13 protein-coding genes are annotated in these 20011 nt (G+C 49.7%); 1 reads left to right on the top strand and 12 read right to left on the bottom strand.

Annotated elements, in window-relative coordinates:
• Nucleotides 1-101: 101 nt before the first annotated feature.
• The 11 genes from SH451x_RS17675 to SH451x_RS17625 form a co-directional block, all read right to left on the bottom strand.
• Nucleotides 102-1451 carry a DUF3618 domain-containing protein gene (locus tag SH451x_RS17675; protein ID WP_479358322.1) on the bottom strand — a complete coding sequence of 450 codons (1350 nt, stop codon included), beginning with the start codon at nt 1449-1451 and terminating at the stop codon, nt 102-104.
• Nucleotides 1448-1879: a phage holin family protein gene (locus SH451x_RS17670; protein ID WP_479358321.1), complete on the bottom strand. Its 432-nt coding sequence runs from the start codon at nt 1877-1879 to the stop codon at nt 1448-1450. Before SH451x_RS17670 ends, SH451x_RS17675 begins: the two co-directional genes overlap by 4 nt.
• The gene (locus SH451x_RS17665; RefSeq protein ID WP_479358320.1) at nt 1876-2817 is read right to left on the bottom strand and encodes a hypothetical protein; all 942 of its coding nucleotides are present in this window, start codon (nt 2815-2817) and stop codon (nt 1876-1878) included. The genes SH451x_RS17670 and SH451x_RS17665 overlap by 4 nt, the downstream gene beginning before the upstream one ends.
• Before the next feature lie 598 nt (nt 2818-3415).
• Nucleotides 3416-4339 (bottom strand): YihY/virulence factor BrkB family protein, encoded by a 924-nt coding sequence (locus tag SH451x_RS17660; protein WP_479358318.1) that lies wholly within the window; start codon nt 4337-4339, stop codon nt 3416-3418.
• A 200-nt stretch (nt 4340-4539) separates the two neighbouring features.
• Nucleotides 4540-6939 carry a DNA ligase D gene (ligD, locus tag SH451x_RS17655; protein ID WP_479358317.1) on the bottom strand — a complete coding sequence of 800 codons (2400 nt, stop codon included), beginning with the start codon at nt 6937-6939 and terminating at the stop codon, nt 4540-4542.
• A 19-nt stretch (nt 6940-6958) separates the two neighbouring features.
• Complete coding sequence (locus SH451x_RS17650; protein ID WP_479358316.1) at nt 6959-8068, bottom strand: tetratricopeptide repeat protein; 1110 nt, start codon at nt 8066-8068, stop codon at nt 6959-6961.
• Nucleotides 8069-8130: 62 nt separating this feature from the next.
• Entirely contained in the window at nt 8131-9057 is a 927-nt protein-coding gene (ku, locus tag SH451x_RS17645; RefSeq protein WP_479358315.1) for a non-homologous end joining protein Ku, read from the bottom strand.
• Nucleotides 9058-9305: 248 nt separating this feature from the next.
• On the bottom strand, nt 9306-15191 hold the full coding sequence (locus SH451x_RS17640; RefSeq protein ID WP_479358314.1) for a right-handed parallel beta-helix repeat-containing protein: 5886 nt from the start codon (nt 15189-15191) through the stop codon (nt 9306-9308).
• Between the two features lie 774 nt (nt 15192-15965).
• On the bottom strand, nt 15966-17246 hold the full coding sequence (locus SH451x_RS17635) for an alpha/beta hydrolase (RefSeq protein WP_479358313.1): 1281 nt from the start codon (nt 17244-17246) through the stop codon (nt 15966-15968).
• A gap of 169 nt (nt 17247-17415) precedes the next feature.
• On the bottom strand, nt 17416-18384 hold the full coding sequence (locus SH451x_RS17630; protein ID WP_479358312.1) for a carboxypeptidase-like regulatory domain-containing protein: 969 nt from the start codon (nt 18382-18384) through the stop codon (nt 17416-17418).
• A 1-nt stretch (nt 18385) separates the two neighbouring features.
• Nucleotides 18386-18733, bottom strand: coding sequence for a PadR family transcriptional regulator (locus tag SH451x_RS17625; RefSeq protein WP_479358311.1), 348 nt, complete (start codon nt 18731-18733; stop codon nt 18386-18388).
• A gap of 402 nt (nt 18734-19135) precedes the next feature.
• Between SH451x_RS17625 and SH451x_RS17620 the strand changes: the two genes are divergently transcribed.
• Nucleotides 19136-19402 (top strand): hypothetical protein, encoded by a 267-nt coding sequence (locus SH451x_RS17620; RefSeq protein ID WP_479358310.1) that lies wholly within the window; start codon nt 19136-19138, stop codon nt 19400-19402.
• A 17-nt stretch (nt 19403-19419) separates the two neighbouring features.
• Here the strand turns inward: SH451x_RS17620 and SH451x_RS17615 are convergent, their stop codons facing one another.
• Nucleotides 19420-19902 carry a VOC family protein gene (locus SH451x_RS17615; protein ID WP_479358308.1) on the bottom strand — a complete coding sequence of 161 codons (483 nt, stop codon included), beginning with the start codon at nt 19900-19902 and terminating at the stop codon, nt 19420-19422.
• Nucleotides 19903-20011: the final 109 nt, after the last annotated feature.

The following is a 20011-nucleotide window of genomic DNA, read 5'->3' as shown; positions in this document are numbered from 1 at the left end:
AGTAAACTTCTTCATTTACGCGACTCGCACCCTCTCCCAGCGCACGCTGGCAACTTTGCCATGCGTTGGGAATCAAGTTATGGCTGGGAAGAAGCCGAGGTTTACTTTTTCGCCGAGGCTTTAGGGGGCGATGTGTTTTTCCCTTCTGTAGCCTTCCTTAAATCGGGGTCAACCTTTTCGGCTGTCTTCTTCGTATCCTTCTCTGCTGCGTCGAGCTCTTGCTGAGCCTTTTGAGAAGTATCTTCGGCAACCTTCTTGGCTTGCTCCTGAAGTTGTTGCGGGTGTAAGCCCTCTTCCTTGGCAGCGTCACTGATTGAGGTTGCCACCTTCTCTGCCACGTGACTTGCGCGGCTTGCAAGGTTCTCTCCCGTAAGGCCTTGCTCTTCAGCGGATCGCTTCGCGGCTTGCACCGTGCCAGCCACTGCGTCTTTGCCACGCTCAATTGCTTCCTCGCCAGCATGCAGTGCTTCCTCCCGGAAATGATCCGAGGATTCACCCATCCATTCGTCCTCTTGTCGTGTCCGGGGAATTGCTAAACCAGCAAGTGCACCAAGGGCCAAAAATCCGAGCCCCATACCAAGAGGATAGTCGTGGTGAGCTTCGCGAAGTCGGCTAGTCGTTCGATCGTACACTTCAGATATTTCACCTATTCCGCTTCTGTACGCGGCACGTGCCGACCGGCCTGCACGCTGACTCCCCTTCCCTGCTTTGCGGTAAGTTGAGCTAAGCCGTTTCTGTGCGCTCTGATAGCCATCGCGAGCGCGTTCTCCGGCCGAAGCTGCGGCCGAACTCATGTTCGACATTCCTCCCGTCACTGCATCCTTTGCGGCGCTTGCAGCGTGAGACACCTTCTCGCCTAGGCTCGTTGCTGCGTCCGATACTGACTCGCCGACAGAAGACACGGCGTCTTTGGCTCGGGAGGACATGCTTTCCGAATCGGCTTCGGAGGAACTAGGTTCTTTGGTGAACTTCTTATTCTCAAAATCTCCGACGGAACCTGTGTTGAAGTCGTAGATCGAATCGTCTTGCTCGTGATCTAGGAAATCAGTACCGAGGTCTGCGCCCGGGCGGAGGTTGCGACTGAGTGACGGTTCGTAATAATCTGGCTCGTCATCTTCCTGATCAGTAAGTGCTAGCCATGCCAAGCCGGCCCCTACCAATAACGTGGGAATGGGGTTATCGCGAACTTGTCGCCCAAGGTTTTTCGCGAAGTCACCGACCGCGCCACTAGCTCTCTTGGCCGAGTCCTTGGCTCCACGACTACGAAAGAGCGCCATTGCTTCATCCAAGAGAGTGTGCGGATTCAGTCGGTCGCCGATTTCATCGAGGGTCTCGTCCATCGCGTTACGCGTACGGTCTATGCGGTGTTTAATCGCATCGCTGCTTTCATTTTCTAATCTATCTTGGGGAACTTCATCGCCAATTACCTGATCATATCTGTTCTGGCTCATTGCACTTTCTCCTTTATCCATTGCTTATCGTCTTGTAATGTCTGAGCGGTTTTGTGCGGGACGATCGATGTGTTGGCCAATGTACTCTTGGCCTTCATGAGAATTGCAAAGCCAATTATCGCTGCTAGCAAGCCAACAATGAGAGGCGCTAGCCATTCACCATGGAAAGGCATTTCCATTGCGACAAAAGTCGCGTCTAGGCCTTCTGACAATGCGAGTAACAAAAAGATTAGTCCGAGGTGTGCCACTGCCCCACCGACTACCAACATAATAGTGTTACGCCCTACCCGCGATACTTTCTCTCCGACCTCAGTCTTAGCCAACGCGACTTCTTCACGAACGAGTGAGATCGACTCGTCGCGCAACTCGCGTATTAATTCGGAAAGAGATCGTTGTTCGCCAGTGTTTGTTTGATAGTTAGTACTCATTGCGAAACTCCAGATCGCTTAGAGGAAGGATGCGAGCCTAAGTCGTTGCCCGACGAACGTTTCGCTGACTCTGCTTTAGGTGAGGACATTTCGCTTGAAGCGATACCGCTGAAAGCATCACCTGTCGGCGTAGCATTACTTGCTCCGCTTCCTGGAGAGTAATGTCCCCTATTTGCGTCTCCGTAGTGGCCTTCCGTTGACGCCAAAGGATTTATTGCCGCAGGAGCGGCGTAAACCGACGACGTTGGATGCGCGTCGCGATGTTCGGAGCCTGTAGACTGACGCCGACTCCCGCGATAGGGATCGTTATGGAGCTCGGAACGCTGCGTATTGCTATTCCGCCGTGGCTTGGACGCTTTCAAGAATCGCATGGCTGCTAATCCAGCGACGAACAGACCCCCATAGACGATTTCAGGACGCCGACGGCTTAAGTCTTGTAAGTCGTCCATTACCTGGGACACCGATTTACTCTCAAGTGAATCGCGTATATGGTCTAGATGTTCGGCTGCAGCATCAACGTAGCTTGCAATGGAGTCGTGCTTCTCTTCCCGCAGTTTGCCTGAGGCCTTTCTTATCGCACTGCTAAAAACGCCTACTTCTTCAGATAGCTTCGACATCTTTTCAGCCGCATATTTTCGCCCCGACGCTTTGGCCTGTTCTGTCGCCTCTGCTGCCTTGTGTTTTACCGCAGCGGTCGCTTCCGAAGCTTTTGATTGCAGATCATCTCTCACTTCAGATGCTTTGTGTTGAGCAGAATTGGCTACTCGATTCTTGAGCGAATTCTCGTCATTGCCGAAGTTGGGCGCATTGTGCTTTGAAGGCGACGCGACATTTCCAGCACCAGCCGAAGGTGATGAGGTTGTGTGTTGTACATTAGACGGTTTATTCGAACTGCCGACTCCGGTATGGCTTTCATAAGATGGGTTTTGTTGACTCATTACATTACCTGTGATTCGTTGGATAGTTACCGAGATTGTCAGAGGGCGATGGAGCAACTGATATACCGGTCTAAAATTACAACTAGCTGAGGGTGTAACGTGTTGTGCTTGTATAACACATAAGTGGGTATGAGGTAGACGCGTGGTATTTAGTCAATTCAGGCAATATTACAGGCTGAATTGAAATGATGGCAATCGTCGTTGCTTGCTGGAAATAGCTAATCCTTGACCTCGTTTTTCTTTCGATAGGCGTGTGTGAGTATTAGGAGGATTCAATGAAGAAACGTTGCCATCCGTGGCGAGCGTGACCGATTACCCAGCATCTGGGCAGTTAGTCGTTCATCGAACCGATAAAGATATTCCGATGTGTCACAGATTGTTGCAGCCTTTGAGAGAATCTTCTTCGCTGGCGCACAGTGGCAGGAACGAGGATGATTAATGGATTTCTAGGGGGATTTGTTGCAACTGAGAGACTTTCTTGACTCATGCGCGGCAACTATGCAAAATCGACTGTCATGGTTTTACTGCGCTAAACCGAATCTTGATCAAGGCTTGCCGTGAAACTTAATCAATTGTGGAGCAGACGGAGTATCGCGAACTAGCTTTTTGCATCGCTTGTTCTTACAACTTTCTCTTCAACTTTGACGGCGTGTGATTCTGGTTTGATGCCCCTACCTCGCGTTGTAGCATAAACCTGCGTTGCCTCCGCCCCGAGCAACACAATCATCGCAGTGTAGTAGACCCACACAAGAAGAACTGCTAACGATGCAGCGGCAGCACCCAACTGTGCGCCGGGGGTGCTGTATTGAAAATAGATTTGCATAGCAAACCGACCAACGAGGAATAGCACCGTCGTCAAGGCTGCGCCTACGAGAACATCCTTCCACTGGATCTGCGCGTCTGGCATGTATTTGAAAATGGCAGCAAACACGACGAAGACGACTAAGACTTGAAACGAAAAGTCAATGGCCGTCGCAGCAGCTCCCGATATACCAAACATCGACGGAAATTGGTCACCCACGCCTGCTACAGCGGACGAGATGACGAGAGAGATAATTAATAAAAACGCCAGTCCCAAGATCATGCCCAACGAGAAGATGCGTTTCCATATTACGTCCACTAGGCCAGAGTGATCCGGATCTGGTTTTACTTCCCAGACTTGGTTTAATGCGGTCTGGAGTGCTGCGACGACTCCAGTCGCACCTATGAGAATGCCAACAAAGCTAAGTAGAGATTTCCACCACTTTCCCTCAGACTTGTAGTTGTTTTCTAAGATACTTGCAATTTCGTCACTCACGTTCTCGTTTCCGACAATCTCCGAAGCTTGTTGCTTAATCGTTTGTTGGGCCTGAGCTTCTGCTTTGTCCGATTCATAAACGGTCGACATTCCCCAGGTGAGTACGGTCAACAAGAGAAACAGCAGTGGAGGAAGTGCGAATGCGGTGTAGTACGCCAACGCTGCGGCCAGAGTTGAACAGTTGTCGGCTGAGAATTCTGCGAAGGTCCGTTTAATTAAGTTCATTGGCTTGTTAGAATGGATGAAATGAAAACGCGTCATGCTGAGAAAGCTAGCAGCGTGCTGCATTGTGGTTTCCCTGCACCTGATGTACCAATCGGCCTCGAACAGATGTGTTATTGCCTAGTTCAAAAAGTAGAAGTCAGTCTTCACGGAATTGACTTTTAGCGCGTTTGAAAACGTCACAACTAAATCATCATTCCCCTTCATAGAGTTGTGGCCAACGGAGCAAACGGATCGCTGGTCAGGTTCGCTAACCGACTAGGTATAGTCCATAGAGTAAAATCAGAAGGATGAACGCTTGCGAGTTCGTCCCAAGCAACAGGTGTCGAGACGGGGGCACCTGCGCGGGCCCGAAGCGAATAGGCGGCAACGGCGGTTGCGCCGCGGCGATTGCGATGGTAGTCCACGAAGATGCGGTTACGTCGGCGAGACTTTGACATGTTGTCTACGAAAAGTTTGGGATACTCTTTCGCTAACTCGAATGCAAACAACTTTGAAAACTCGAACAGATCTCGCCAATCCCAGCTTTTGTTCGTTGGCACTATGACGTGAAGTCCTTTACCCCCCGTCGTCTTTGCAAAACATCGCAACGATTGATTTTCCAGCTTTGAACGAATAATAAACGCCGCTTCGATGACCAAATTCCATGGCAGAGTTTCATCGGGGTCAAGATCTATAACCATTCGGTCAGGACGATTCATGTCGTTTCCATGACAGCCCCACGGGTGCAACTCAATTACATTTGCTTGCGCAGTCGCGAGCAATGCCGATATATCATCGATCACCATCAACGGCTCTTGCTCGCCTTCGACTGGTAGTTTAGTGATCTGTTGAGGGAAGCCTTTGCCCGGATGTCGCTGAAAGAACCCTTCACCTTGGATTCCGTCTGAAAACCGTAGGAAGCTGATCGGCCGACCTTGAATATGGGGTAACAGCCACTGATTAACTTTATAAAGATAAGTTGCGACATCTGCTTTGGTAATGTTGTCGTCTGGAAAGAGAAGGCGTTCAGGATGACTCAGCCCCGGCAATTTGGCTACGTTACCACCGGCCGTTCCGCCGCTAGAGCGTTTACTGTTTTCGTTGAATTCGCTACCGAAGATTGTTGCGCCCGTGACGTTATTGGGTTGAACCTCAGGATTAAAGTCAATCCAAGAGGCCTGACGCATCTGCTTAGAATTAGTCCAGTTGGCAAACTCTACATCTGCGACCAACAGCGGTTGTACCCAATGCAATTGAGTTTCCCGTGAACCGTTGTACCGTGGTTTCGCGAGCGTAGTCTTGAGCGGCGATTGATCAGAAATTAATTTAGAAAGCCTTTCTCTGATCTTTCCCGCTGACTTCTCGTTCCAGCCCGTGCCGACGCGGCCTGCAAAAGTTAGCTGCGAGCTTTCGTCATAGAAGGCGAGCAACAAGCTACTAAGTTCCATAGCCCGGGAAGACTCGTAGCCGATCACGATAAGGCTCTCGCGAAATCGAAACTTCGTTTTCAACCAGTCGTTCGCTCGGCCTGAAATATAGCTGCGATCGATTTTTTTCGATACGATCCCCTCCAGACCTAAGGCTTGGCACTGACGAACAAATGCATCGACGCCCGAATCGATGTGCGCGAGATACTGCAACCTTGGTGATAGTGAACCTCCGGATGTTGAGCTTACCAATGACTTTAGCGTTTTTTTCCGGCTTAACAAATCATTGGACCGATGATCGATATCGTTAGAGACAAGGAGATCAAAAGCAAAAACAGCAAGCGGAATTTCAGGATGGTATCTTGCCTCTTGCAGCAATTCGAAACTACTCTTACCTTGCTGGTCCAATGCGGTGAGTTCACCATCAATGATCGTCCTTTTAAGATCCAGTCGCGCCAGGTCGTCCGCAATAGCAGGATATCGGCTGGTCCAGTCGAATCCATTTCGCGTCAACATCCGAAAGCCGTTATCCCACCAATGCAACTGGATGCGGTAACCATCCAGCTTTAATTCGTGCACCCAATCGCTACCCTGCGGAGGCTCGCTCGCGAGCGTCGGTAGTTTGGGCGAGATAAATTCGCCGGAAGTTTCCGTATCCTTGCCCAAAATACTTCCAGGGAATTGCTTAACGACATCAACGTCCGTGCGCGAGTAATCGTCCAACTTTTTAATGAGCAGCCATTGCTGTTGCTTTTCCTTCACACGCGTTCGAATTAATGCCCATTCGCCCCGGAGTCGATGTCCACTGAGTCGGAACTTCAAGTTGCCAGACTTTAGCATCTTCTCCACGTCCCCAATCGGATGCCAATCTCCTCTGTCCCACACCAGCACCGAGCCTCCTCCATAGTCACCTCTTGGAATGATGCCCTCAAAAGCCCCGTATTCAATCGGATGGTCTTCGGTCTCCACAGCGAGACGTTTGTCAGATGGATTCAAACTTGGGCCACGAGGGACTGCCCAACTCTTGAGCACGCCTTCATGTTCTAGACGAAAATCGAAATGCAGGTTTCTCGCGTCATGTTTTTGGACGACGAACGCTAGATTGCGATTGGATGCATCCGAGGTTTCGCTTCCCGCAGGCTCTGGAGTTCTGTGGAAGTTCCGCTTGCGATGATAATCATCCAGCTTTCCCATAGTCGTTGAACCCTCGCGTTTATGAAGTGTGGACGGACGACAAGCAACTCGCTGCTACTCTGGCAAGGGCATAGTCTTTAATCTCTGCGGAGCAATCACGATGCTGGATGATCTGATGCCAGAGTAACCGGGCTTCGGCCAAGCTGTCGACTTCGTCCAAAATGTCCGCCAAGTTGAAAATCGTGTCGACGTTGTCAGGGTTTAATTCGAGTGCCTGACGCATTGCAGTTATTGCGCCCGAGATGTCATTTAAAGAGTATAGGCATAACCCAAGATTGTTCCATGCAGGCGCGAAATGCTCCGCGGCTTTCACGCTGCGATGATAGTGACGGCGTGCAAGTTCCATAAGATCATTTTTTAGATAGAGGTTCGCTAAGTTGAAAAGAACTTCGTTGTCATCGCCGAAGTGTTCGATCCACAGGGAGTATCTCGCGATTGCTTCGTTTGGATGGCCCTCTTGTTCAAGGCTAAATGCTTCATCGAAAAGCATATCGGCGTCGGGGAATGTATCGTCCTCGGCAAACTCAAGCCGGCCGGTTGCATTGGAAATCCAGTGAAAGTAAAGCTGCCCTGTTGAATCGATCAATGAATCACCGCTGCGGGCTAACAGTTGAGACTCGAGGGCAAGAATGCTTGACTGCAAAGCATTGTTATGCGGCAGCCATCGCTCAAGTCGCTTTAAATTTGCGACGAGTTTCTTCGGTGCAACGCCCCGCATCACTAGGCGAACGATCATTTTGGCAGCAACCACATGCTGGAAATCGAACAACGGCGTAAATGAGCTCACCTCCGCGGATGGAATCAGGCCAAGCTTCACCCAGCGACGTAGCCGTAAACCGCTAACTCCGAGCAGACTGCTCAGTTCCTCAATGGTGTAAAGTTTGCGTAGGGAATGAATCTGATCAACGATGCAGACTTTGTCGAGGAATTCCGCTTCTGACATGATTTCAATTGAGTTGCAAACGCTCAACAGCTTTTGGGCACGTGTCAAATTGCGAGTAATATCACCAGAGTTTCGAAGTGGCCAGCCATCCGCTCCAATTACAAGTGCGTCAGTTCGATGGGAGACTCGACTTTGAATTACCCCACCCCGCTCGACGACTATCTGAATCGCGGTAGCCCGACTCATTGAGGCCAGTCGGCCAGTGAACGCTACTCGCCAGCCTGCAGGAAAGGTTGACCTCTTTTGCTTCATCCCGTTTTCCGCTTCGTAGTTTTACTCTTCGAGCTCGATCGTTTCGTATTCGCAGCAACCTTTCGAGTCGGCTTCTTCGCTGCGGTTGCTTTGCGTGCACTCGTTTTCTTAGCCGTGTTGCTTTGAGTAGGTTTGGGAACGGGTATCTGATCGATACTTGCCTTCAACGCATCCATCAAATTGATAATGGTTGGTGCTTCAGTCTCTGGCGGTTTCACTAATTCGCGGCCTTCTACCTTGGCCTCGATCAGTTCACTCAGTCGCACTTGGTAGTCATCGCGGTATTCCCCAAAGTTCCAGTCTTCCTGTGTCATACCCTCAACTAGTTGTTTAGTCAGTTTGAGTTCGTGATCGGCGACCTCTACTTCATTCACGTGTTCTTCAAAACCCGTTGGTGTCTTTAACTCGCTCTGATGCTGTAACACAGTCATGATTAGTAATGTTCCAAGTGGACGCACGACCACATGCTGTTCTCGTTGGCTGAGGATCACCTCCGCAATTGCCCTCAAACCATCATTTTGAAGGACGTCTCTAATCAAGGCATAAGGTTTTTGAGCAACCTTGCCATCAGGCACGAGGTAGTAGGATCGATCGGTCAAAAATCGATCGTCGAGTTGGTCTTGTTCTATAAAGGTTGCTACCTCGATTGACTGGTCACTTTTCGTACGGATTGCAGAAAGTTCTTCCTTATCAATGGGCACATATTGATCTTCACCGACCTGGTAGCCCGATATGATTTCGTCATTCGGAACTTCGCCATGCTCTGGACAGGTCTTTTTGTAGCGAATTCGACGATGACACTCCGTGTGCAACTGATTTAAATGGATGTCGCTTTTGCTACTGTCGGCCACGGTAAAAGCCTTCACCGGAACCGAAACAAGCGACAGTTTTAGGTAACCTTTCCAGGTCGGACGCGCAGCCATCGGATAGCCATCTGTTAAAGAGTGGATGTAGAAATAGCCGTCCAGTGACTGTATCGACGCCTTTAGCTAGCAAAGTTCATGCCGGTATCGTCGGCCCCAGCGTCGCAGAGAAAAGACCGTTGCTGCGCATTGCTTCTGAGTCGCAATACGCTAGCCGGGCTGCGTGATGTTCAAGAAGTCGATGCAGGGAGTGACTGTACGTAAGCCAGTATCCGCGTTGAACCACAATGGCTAGACGAAGGAGTAGCCTACAGCCACGATTCCAGTGTGAGAGCTTGATCGTGCAAGTTGGCTCCCTCAGTTACGATCGTCAGAGGCAACGAAAACTCACTTGTATTACCGACCGAATCAGTCGCAGTCGCTACGAGAGCTATCTGTCTATTGTCGGTCAGCTCAAGGACAACAGTTCGTTCTTGCGCTGGGTGCGACTGGTAAAGAAGATCAGACCCTATAAACGACATCCCCTCTCGTGCACTGATATCTGCAAAATAAAAATCTACGGTCAGTGGGAACACGGCGTTTGTTGTCGGCGTGTCGACTGAATAGTGGATTGTAAGCAACGTGCCATTTATGGTTGCCGAAATAAGCGTTGGATTGTTTTGCAGTCGATTGGGGCCTTCGTCTGCATCGCCGATGTCATTTGGAGTTATTCCATCACTTGCTAAATTAATACCGAGCCTTACGTTATTGTGAATCGAGTTAGCTCGGATCCGGTTACCAGTCGAGTTGCCACGAATAAAAATTCCGTCAACGCCGTTGGAGCTAATTGTATTGCCGTGCTCCTCAAGTCCTATCTTATTGTCATTTGAATTGTAGATATCGATGCCGAACCTTGCATTACTGACTGCGCCGTCGCTGCTAGGAGTTCCGATCGTGTTGCTGTAAATTCTAGTGCTAGAAGCATCGCGCAACACGATCCCGCTATTCTTGTTGAGTATAATTGTGTTCGAGTCAATCACATTGTTGACGGAAGATCCGCCAGAGATCGAGACACCTGCCACGCCATTTCCAACGATGTAATTTTCTTGGTCTGGTTGGCCAATTGTATTGTTGGGAGAATCAACGATTTGAATCCCATGAAAGCCATTGTTAGAAATTACGCTGTTCAGCAAAGTTGTCAAAGACGACCCGCGGATCAGAACGCCAGATTTTTTGTTCGGCAAGGGTGCGAAGTTTATTCGTGAAGCGCCGATGAGATTGATGTTGATTTCGGTTCTTAAACTACCGTTGGAAACAACAATGCCTTCGCCTCCATTACCTGATATGACGTTTCGCCCGAACAGATCTCCACCAATGATTGTTTCGCGCGCTCCGTAGATAGCAACACCCGCCGCAGTATTAGGAACGGCGAACATTGTGTTAGGGGCTGTTCCAATTGCGTTCCCTTCCAAGCGGTTGCTGGTGCTATTGATCCCGCGCACGTATACGCCATAGCCAATATTTCCCGAGATCACATTACCTTCCTGCGGCAGCGATCCTCCCACAATATTACCGGGTGCACCATTGATGAGCACACCGTGTAAAGCGTTGCGAGATATCTTGGTACCTGTTTGATCTGTACCGATAAAGTTATTTGTAATGCGCGTGTTCGACGTTGAGTTCCCGTTTAGCATCACTCCGGATTTATCATTTCCGGAGATTATGTTTCGCTCCTCTAGACGAGTTCCGCCTATCGTGTTGTTGGGTGAGTTTTGAACGAGGATTCCGACTCCATTGCCGCGCGGAACGATCCCGTCGGTGGCTACTCCGACAAAGTTACCAACAATTTGATTGTTCCCGAGCCCAAATATCTTTATTCCAGCTTCGGCGAATTGCGTAATCGATAGACCTTTAATAACACTTTCGCCGGCGAAAATCGAGAGACCGATGCCGCCATCTATGATCAAGCTGCCGCCGAGTCTGATAAGTGGCGTGCCTTCGAATCCAAACTGCGAAGTACCGTCGATGATGACCGGGTCTGTGATAACTGGCAGCGATGTTACGGGCCCAATATTCTTGACTAGGCTTGCTCCAGGAATAGCAAAGGTAATTGTTTGCTTACCAGAAGTTGCATTTGAGGTAAGTATAGCGTCACGCAGCGATCCGGGACCACTATCCAAACGGTTAGTTACAATCGTTGAGTCGTTATCAGTGATTATTACTGTTGCTGTACTACGCAGAACAACCGCGGAATTTTCATGGCTTTTGAGCAAAAGTGACAAAGACTCGTTGGTTTCGATTTCGTAGTCATCGTAGATGCGCAGAAACGCTGTTGCCGTCTGTTGGCCGGGTACAAAGACTACGGTCAGTGGAACATTTTGAAAGTCTGAGGCTGAAGCACTTGTGCTCGCGATGGAAATCACGACCGTTGATGATTTCGCGAGTGAACCGATACGACGCAGTAGCAATGGAACGGCCGGCGAACCGGCTTCGCTTACTACATAGCTTGCTACCGAAAACTCAACAAGCGGTTCAGCGGCGACCGTGACGTCGACGGTCTGTGTGAACTGTTCTCCCCTGTCATCGGTAAGCGCAATCTGGACTTCGTATTCACCCGGTTGCGTGTAACTGTGTGTAAGTAAGAATGTGCGATTTTCGCTGTCGATAACTAATGGCTCGTCGCCATTACCGTAGTTTACAATCCCGCTCCAAGTGTTGTAGCCGCTATCAACAAACGGCACGGTAAGCTCCAAGTCCGCGGAATAGCCTATGATCGATAAGGCCTGACCAACGACATGGAATTCTGGCGATGCATTCACAACGTTAATCATCGCCACGTCGATTGAACTAAGTCCGGATGGATCAGTGACTCGAAGTGCAATCGTTCGCTGCTGCGAGTCGTTTTGGAAGAGAATTCTAGGCAGCGGACCAGTCTTGTCGACGTCGAAAGAAATTCCATCATAATTGATGTCCCACTCGAAAAATAATTCTTCCAGTTCCGATTCGGGATCCGTGGAAGCCGTTCCATCGAGCGTAAGAACGAGACCTTCGTAAACTTGATAGTCACCGCCCGCATTTGCTATCGGCATCTCAGGAACATCAAGCACACTGAGAGTAAGGATTTTCTCTTCGAAAGCACCTAGCGAGTCTTCAACTCGAACACGAACTTGATAGTCTGATCTCGTCTCGAAGCCTACGGGTGTTTTGAGGATAAGTTCACTTCCCGAAATTTCAAACAGCCTGTTGTCGTCGCTGCCAGGGCCTAACACGAGTGAATAGGTGAGCGATGATGTTTCGTCTGGGTCCGTGGCCGAAAGCGTACCAATGACATAATCTAACGGACGATCTTCGCGGATAGATGAATTATTGAGGCTTAGGTTTGTCGGCGATTCCGTAAATCGAACGGCTGCCATTTCGATCCCAAAGCCAAAGATTGCTGCATTGAAATAGACTTTACCATTAAAAGCCACGGTAGTTCGATTGGTGGCGTCTGGGATAAGATATGGAGGGATCTGAGATGTGCTAGACTTACCTGGATTGGCTGACCTAGGACCCGCGTTGATGTCGATGGTGTGTAGCACCGAGTCGATATCGGTAGTGTCAACCCATCGCAATTCATTACCGTATTGACTGTCCGTATAAGCAAAGTAGAGCCGATTTCCAACCTGCAGATAGCCGCTATAGAACGCTGGCTCAGAAAGCCGTGTAGAGCCCTCATGTTGAATTGTATGCACCTGAGGTGATGTTTCCGAAGTGTCTATCCAGCGCAATTTGTCGACGTCTAATCTGTCGGTACCAGCAAAGTACAAACGGTTGTCTACAACGTGAAGACCGGGGCTCTGTCTAAAAGTTAAAGTTGCGGCCGGACTCATTTCGACCGCCCCCAATTCTCCTTGAGGATCATCAACCTCAATCCAAGCCAACACGCGTCCGCGAGAAGCGATCGACGTAAAGAAATAGAGCTTGTCGTTTACGAATGCAAAACCTCCATACTCGCCGGGGGGGCTAGGCGTATAAAGCGATTGCTCGATGGTGCGTGTCTGGACGACGGGGGCAGAACTTGTCGCATCAATCCAACGTAGTTGAGTACCTTCTGCGACTGAGTAGGCTGTGAAGAACAAGAAGTTGTTCGCCGCAATAAAGCCTCCAAATTTTCCGGCTTCCGAGTTCGAATAGCCACCATTCTCAAGTGATACGGTGTGTACGAAGCTTGGATCTATCGCGGTATCAATCCATCGGAGATTAGAGCCATGAGTGGCGTCCGTGGCAGTAAAGAAGAGTTTCGTGCCAACTTGAGTAAAGCCTCCGAACTCACCGGCTTTGGAGTGTGCTGCTCCCGGATTGATGTCTACTGTGTTAATAGCCAGTTCTTGATCGTTTAAGTCGATCCAACGTAGCTCGTAGCCATGCTCCAGGTCGTAGGCAGTAAAGTAAAGCAAATTGCCGATTGCGGTAAATCCACCATATTGCGCCGGATTTGCGCTAGCTTGTCCTCCTGCAATTAGGACAACATTCCAACTCGGTGTTATGGCGTACGGATCAAACCAAACCAATTGGCTCCTGGATCCAACGAATGCCTTTGTGAAAACTCTATTACCCGACAGGATCGGTTTGCTGTTGCTTGGAACTGAAAGTGACATCGATGGAGTCGCCCAAGCGACAGGCGTCGGCTGAAAACTGGCGTCGGATGCATTAACATAGTAAAAATTCATCGGACTAAAAACTGATCCGATTTGAGCGGTAAAGAACAGACGATTGCCAGCTTCGATAAAGCTGGGAGTACTGAATACTCCGGAGTTGCTGGAATTTGAAAGCTCACCAATCGCTTGGATCTGATGCTCCGCTGAATCTAGATCAAGTAGTTGAATACGTTGACGGCCTGAAGCATCGGTGGCTGCAACGACGAATTCATTCGCGGCCTGGCGTACGGTAGTCGGTGACGAGTCGGACTTGCCAGGATTAAGATCCATTAAACTTGGAGTCGTCGATGAACTTAAAAGGTCAAACGAATATATTTCCCGACCAGTTTGGTCGACGTCCGCCGAGGCGAAGAGAAAATCTCCTATTTGCTCCAGCTGGAGTGGCGAGCTTGAATTGCTGCCCGGAACAAGGTCAATAGTGTTGATAACCGGTTCGCTAGCGAGCGCGTCGATCCATCGGAGCTCCGTTCCATGAACAGAGTCGTACGCAACAAAGAAGAGTCGCTCCGCCCCCACGTCGGAAACTTGTACGAAGCTCCCGCCCTGTATATTCGTTATGTTTCCCAACGCAACTGACTGAAAAACGGGCAGGCTGCTATTCGTATCAATCCAACGAATCTCGGAACCAGAGCCAGAGGTATAGCCTGTGTGAAAGAGCCGATCGCCGAAAGAGTACAGGCCTGTCGATTTGAGTGGTCCTGGAATCTTAACCACAGATGTGTTAGTGCTTGTTGTGTCAAGCCAATGTAGTTGCGGATCACCTGGTTGAACCAAAGCAGAGAAAAATAGTTTGCCATTTGCCAACGCAAATCCAGAGCCCTCACCCGGCTGCGATCCATGATTTGGATTTAGATCGATATCCTGAACAACGGGTGTTGCTGCGGAAGTGTCGAACCAATGGAGTTCTTGATTATTATCGCGAATCGTTGCTGAGAAGTAGATTGTCGATCCGACGTTTGCAAAACCGCCATAACGTCCAGGTTCAGAGCTCGCGGTGCCGGGAGCTAAATCGAGCGTCCGGATCGTTGGATCATCAGACGTCGCGTCGAACCAACGAAGCTCGGTACCGTGAACGTCGTCGCGCCCCGCGAAGAAAAGGTTGTTGCCGATCAGCAAGTACTTCTTTTCGATGGGAGACGTGAAGGATTCGTATGGGGTGACGTCCAAAGTATGGATCGTAAGGTTGGGATCCGTTGCGTTCAACCAGCGTAGCTTTGTGCCGTTGGCTTGATCGTATGCGGCAAAGAACAAACGATTGCCAACGACAATCCATTCACTCGTCGACACGTTTGAATTGCCAAAACCAGGATTGATATCTGCGACCAAGCTGATTTCGTTCGTGTTTCGATCGAGAACCCTCAGTTCTTCGCCGTGGACCGAGTCAACATCCGCAAAGAATAATTTGCCATCGATCTGGACCGCCTGATCGAAAATCGATGGGCCCGATGAATTCAAGTCATAGAAATCGAAATCCGCAGCCAACAGTCGGCGGTCTTCCAATTTTTCGAACGACAAATTTTTAGATTTTAGTTTACAGCCTCGATTTGGACGGCGTTGTTGACGACTAGCTGGAGCGCGATTCCGCGGTTGCATTAGGACTCCGGTTGAAAATTTAGTTATGTACAACGAAGCTGGTTTTTTCCCATCGAGCAACAGTTTGTGTCGACGGGCGATCTATCGCTATAAGACGTCGTCGCGAAAGTTCAGTTCCGAACCTATGCTAATATCATCCGAAAAAGGATCAAGCGATCCAGTCAACAACTTTTGCAGATTGCGAGAAGCTACTGAAAAACTGCCGAAAGGGAGCAACAGGACTTGCAGATGTTGTCGCAAAATCTCAGCATTCGTATTGGCATTCGGGGTATGGCTTCTGAGGCCATGTGGTTGTTACACATTGGGGCGACTCGTTGTATGCTATCGATGCTCTTATCCTTCCGCAAACGTCGATGACGTAGCCAGTACCACGGCGCATTCCATCTTTTTTGGTTTGGGCAAGCGGATCTTAGCGAGATAATGCCCTATCACAAAACTATTTTTCTTGTCCACCGACGTTGGCATAAATTCATCTCCAGATAGATGTTGCAGATCAATAAAAACGAGGGGAGGATTTGAATCGTATGCAGATACGGCGCTAACCGATGTGTCCTCTCAGAACACTTTTTGTCAAAACGATATCCTGTTCAATAACAGTTTGGCGAGCCTACTAAACCGCAGACGCCGTACGAACTACCAGGTTGAGCAAAATTCAAATTGCAACAGTTAGTTTGAACTTTTAGATAGGGCTCCCTGCTATTTAAGCTCATCGAGCCATTCCATGCCGCGGCGAATGTTGGCATAGACATCCCCGTGCCAACCGTGACCACCTTCGTAGGTTGTCAGCTTCACTTGGATGTTTGAACTTGTGAGAGTTCGCATGGCTAACTCCGCCATTGAGTATGGGCAGACTTTGTCCTCGGGCGAATGTAGTAGATAAAATTTTCGTCCCTTGGCTTGACTTGTCTCAGGAAGTTGATCCGGCTTGAACACCGACATCGCGATGAGCCCTCCTTGTACCAACGACTTGGGTTGGTACAGCGTTGCATAAGCCGCTGGTCCACTGGATGACCATGCCAATATATAAATTCGTTTCGGATTGAGCTTGGTCTTCTTAGCTACATCTCGGATTACCGCATCGACAAATTGCTCCGTCGTGAAAGGTATCGAAGCATCCTTCGTCGCCGTGGTGGGCCAAACGACGACTTGATCTTTACTCCATTTTTTGGCAATCGGTTGAGCAAGACATATCTGATCGTTGACGGACGCGCGATGCATTTGCTTGATGAAAGGAAAAAACTCAGAACCACCTGCACCACCCGGTAAGACAACTAGTAGCCCCTTTCCTTCTTTAGGTGGTTCGGTCGTTTGTGCGTCTGCGTAAAGGTACTCACCCGATTCCTTTCCAACGGTTACTTGTATAGCCGTGTCTCCCGTATCAGCGTTTGACGAAGATTCACGTGGCTTCGTAGAATCGGCACTGCTATAGCTCACTTCCAGATCATCGAACCAAACTCTACCAGGCCCATATATTTGCAAAGCGATCATCAAGTTCTTTGTGCCATCAGGAATTTCTAGGACCGCGGTTATTTCTCGCCAATCGTGTGTTACCGCTGCATCACCGTCCTTTTGTGCTCCGATGTAATTAGCCCACTCATGACTGAGCACGTTTTCACGTTCGTCCAAAAATATGACATCGACAATTGCTTTAGTAACCTTCTGTGCACGCACCTGAGTTTTGATTCGTAGCTTTGTCTCGTCGCTGGTATGAGGAATAGTGCGAGCCCACTGTGCGATGGGAAAATAACGCTGCGCCGTTTTCTGCAGGCTGAGGCTACGTTCCCCCGACTTGGCTACGCGTTTGTCGTAAATATACTTCACACCGTCGATCATAGCTCCCTTAGACCAGCCATCTGGTACGGCCGTTCCCTCCTCAAAACCCTCTTTCAGGAGCAAGGTCGTTTCTTGGGAGTGTGTGTTGAACGAAAGAATAAGCGTGAGTGCCATCGCAAGGGCAATCGAGAAATATCGGTGCATCAGCGTATCCATAAATATGTTAGTGGAGACTTCGTAGACTGGAACAAACTACGAGACGGCCGGTAAAGTTGCTCGACTCTAATATCGAGATGCTCACTTGACGTTAATTTTGGCCTGTTGCTGGCAACATCAAACCAACTTCGGCAAACAGTGAAGCATTTAAGTGCAACTAAATGCCAGGTGAGTCGGACGTTAATGTGATTACAACGGCCCCATCCTCTGGCGGGATCAGAACCTCATGTTGATCCCACTCTCGGCCTGGAAAGCGAACGAACAAGGATGCCCTTTCTCCTGGAAGAAAGTGAGGCATCGCGACCATCCCCTTACCATTCGATTTGCATATGATCGGTTCGGCACTGTCGAAATAGACACGGTGAGTCTGTCCGCTGGCATCGATTCGCTCGAAAGGAAAAACAGCAACACCTTCGATCGGCTTTCCATCTTCAGACTCGAAATGAAGCGATAGGGCCTTCGAAGAATTCAAATGAAAAATGATAGGCTTGAGAATCCCTCGCGATGAAGAAATATATTGCGATTGCAAAAGCCTGCCATCAGCAATCGCGGCGATCTGTACTTCATAGTCATGCTCCAGCGGATATACGTTCGTGATCGCAAACGATCCGTCCGATCGGGAAGTGGCGTTGTAAGCTTGTTGACGATAACCGTTGGCAGGCCATGTCTTCACAACGACCAGCACGTTCGCGGCAGGCAACGGTTTCCCGTTCTCGTCAACGACGGAGCCGACGATATCACCTGTCGTTTCATTAACCGAATAGCCAGAAGGCGCGAGTTCGCCGACGAAGTTGTCATGGTGATTTAGACGCATCGCGTGATAGAGCAGGAATGCCACCACGCAGATTAACGCGAGTGTGACCAACTGATGAACACGATGCCAAAAACATGGCCGTACGCTCGAAAGTGCAGCACAGTCGCGAAGGACATGACTTACATTGCCAAATCGCTTCAGTGCAATGTCTTGCGATTCGTTAAGGTCTTTGCCTGCGAGCAGTTCTTCTTCAGCGCTCGTCGTCAAATGAAAAGCGAGCTCGTCACAAAGTTCTTCTTGCGCCGCCGCGATCTGCGCTGCGGGCGGTTGACGAAGATACGCGAGTAGATCAACAAGCCATCCTCGAAACATCTTAGCCCTCCACCATCTTAGATCCTAAGACCAAGCCGATCGCTTGAACCATTTGCTCCCACGCGCGAACCTCGTGCGTCAATTGTGCGCGTCCTGCCTTCGTAAGCCGATAATACTTGGCTCGCCGATTCGACTCGGAAACACCCCACTCTGCATCCAGCCAGCCGCGCTGCTGCATTCGATGGAGTGCCGGGTAAAGCGATCCTTCTTCGATCTGCAACGCGTTCTTTGTGGTTGATCGAATCCAAGTCGCGACTCCGTAGCCATGCTTCTGCCCAGACAACAGGCTCTTAAGCACCAGCATGTCGAGTGTCCCTTGCAGTAGATCCGCCTCTTTTTGTTTCGCCATCACTCTCTCCCAAAGAATGTCTAGGGGAAATTCTAGCCTCTTCCCCTAGAGCGTCAAGGGGAAGAGGTTTGGTTTTTTGAACTCGCCGAGGCATGGTCAGCCTTTCCCAGCTGTCAGATAACGGCCATGTGGCTGGCCGTGCCGGTATGTGCTTAAGATTGAGGGCTTACAAAATCCATGTTGCATGCTGACAGTGCAATCGTCTGGAAGCTGTACGACCTAACCTTATTCTAGATCTTGGGAATGCGGCCCGAGCAATCTGCCCCGTCGAAGCATTTGCAATTCCACGCAATGATTGGACACAAAGATCAGATCCCGGGCGCACGAGTTGCATAAACCGTCAGCGTAGTCGCAGCAGATTGCGACAGATTTAATACAAGCAAATAGGATGGAGAGTTTTTGATGTCAACTCAGTTTGAAACCCGTTCCGAGGCAAGTCGTCATTCTGAAGGAAATCTCGCACGGACGATTGAAGAGCAAACGGCAAGATTGCCTTCGGATACGTTCTTGTGGGCTGCAGGCGCTTCGATCATCGGCTCCTTGATGTTGAAGGTGAACGGAAAGGATCACCAAGCGTTATTTGTTGGTCAATGGGCTCCGACTTTTTTGATCCTGGGACTTTACAATAAGATCGTCAAGATCGGAGGTTCGGATCGCTGGCACGACTGATGGCGGCGTGATTCCCTTTAGCCTCGATAGGCACTTTCTATCGCTGCGATGTCGATCTTACTCATTTGCATCATTGCATCAAACGCTCGCTTCGCGGCCACCCGGTCTGGATCTTTGACTGCGTTAGACAGGGTGCGCGGAGTGATTTGCCATGATAAACCCCACTTGTCTTTGCACCAACCGCAGGCGCTCGTTTGACCTCCGTTGTCAACGATTGCATTCCATAAGCGGTCGGTCTCTGCCTGATCCTCAGTCGCGATCTGGAACGAAAACGCTTCGCTGTGCTTGAATGCTGGCCCTCCGTTGAGTCCGATGCAGGGAATCCCTGCAACTGTAAATTCGACGGTTAAAACATCTCCCTGTTTACCGTCGGGAAAATCACCAGGTGCTCGCATGATTTCGTCGACAGAGCTATTAGGGAAAGTCTTAGCGTAAAAGTGCGCCGCCTCTTCGGCATCGCCATCGAATAACAAACACACAGTATTCTTCTTAGGATTCATCTGAAAAGTCTTTCATGCTCAACAGTTTTGACGTATTTCCTGCGCGACAGTCCGGCTTGTGAAAAGTGGTCGTTTAAACGCCTAGCAGTTCGACATGACAAAAAAATTT

The organism is Njordella aestuarii, assembly GCF_056494165.1.
Note: the sequence above shows the minus strand (reverse complement) of the source record. Positions and strands in the feature narration are given on the sequence as shown.

Bases quoted from the DNA above. Each gene is read 5' to 3' on its own strand.
- SH451x_RS17675 (WP_479358322.1), bottom strand. From the start codon at position 1,451: ATGAGCCAGAACAGATATGATCAGGTAATTGGCGATGAAGTTCCCCAA.
- SH451x_RS17670 (WP_479358321.1), bottom strand. From the start codon at position 1,879: ATGAGTACTAACTATCAAACAAACACTGGCGAACAACGATCTCTTTCC.
- SH451x_RS17665 (WP_479358320.1), bottom strand. From the start codon at position 2,817: ATGAGTCAACAAAACCCATCTTATGAAAGCCATACCGGAGTCGGCAGT.
- SH451x_RS17660 (WP_479358318.1), bottom strand. From the start codon at position 4,339: ATGAACTTAATTAAACGGACCTTCGCAGAATTCTCAGCCGACAACTGT.
- ligD (WP_479358317.1), bottom strand. From the start codon at position 6,939: ATGGGAAAGCTGGATGATTATCATCGCAAGCGGAACTTCCACAGAACT.
- SH451x_RS17650 (WP_479358316.1), bottom strand. From the start codon at position 8,068: ATGAGTCGGGCTACCGCGATTCAGATAGTCGTCGAGCGGGGTGGGGTA.
- ku (WP_479358315.1), bottom strand. From the start codon at position 9,057: ATGGCTGCGCGTCCGACCTGGAAAGGTTACCTAAAACTGTCGCTTGTT.
- SH451x_RS17635 (WP_479358313.1), bottom strand. From the start codon at position 17,246: ATGCACCGATATTTCTCGATTGCCCTTGCGATGGCACTCACGCTTATT.
- SH451x_RS17630 (WP_479358312.1), bottom strand. From the start codon at position 18,384: ATGTTTCGAGGATGGCTTGTTGATCTACTCGCGTATCTTCGTCAACCG.
- SH451x_RS17625 (WP_479358311.1), bottom strand. From the start codon at position 18,733: ATGGCGAAACAAAAAGAGGCGGATCTACTGCAAGGGACACTCGACATG.
- SH451x_RS17620 (WP_479358310.1), top strand. From the start codon at position 19,136: ATGTCAACTCAGTTTGAAACCCGTTCCGAGGCAAGTCGTCATTCTGAA.
- SH451x_RS17615 (WP_479358308.1), bottom strand. From the start codon at position 19,902: ATGAATCCTAAGAAGAATACTGTGTGTTTGTTATTCGATGGCGATGCC.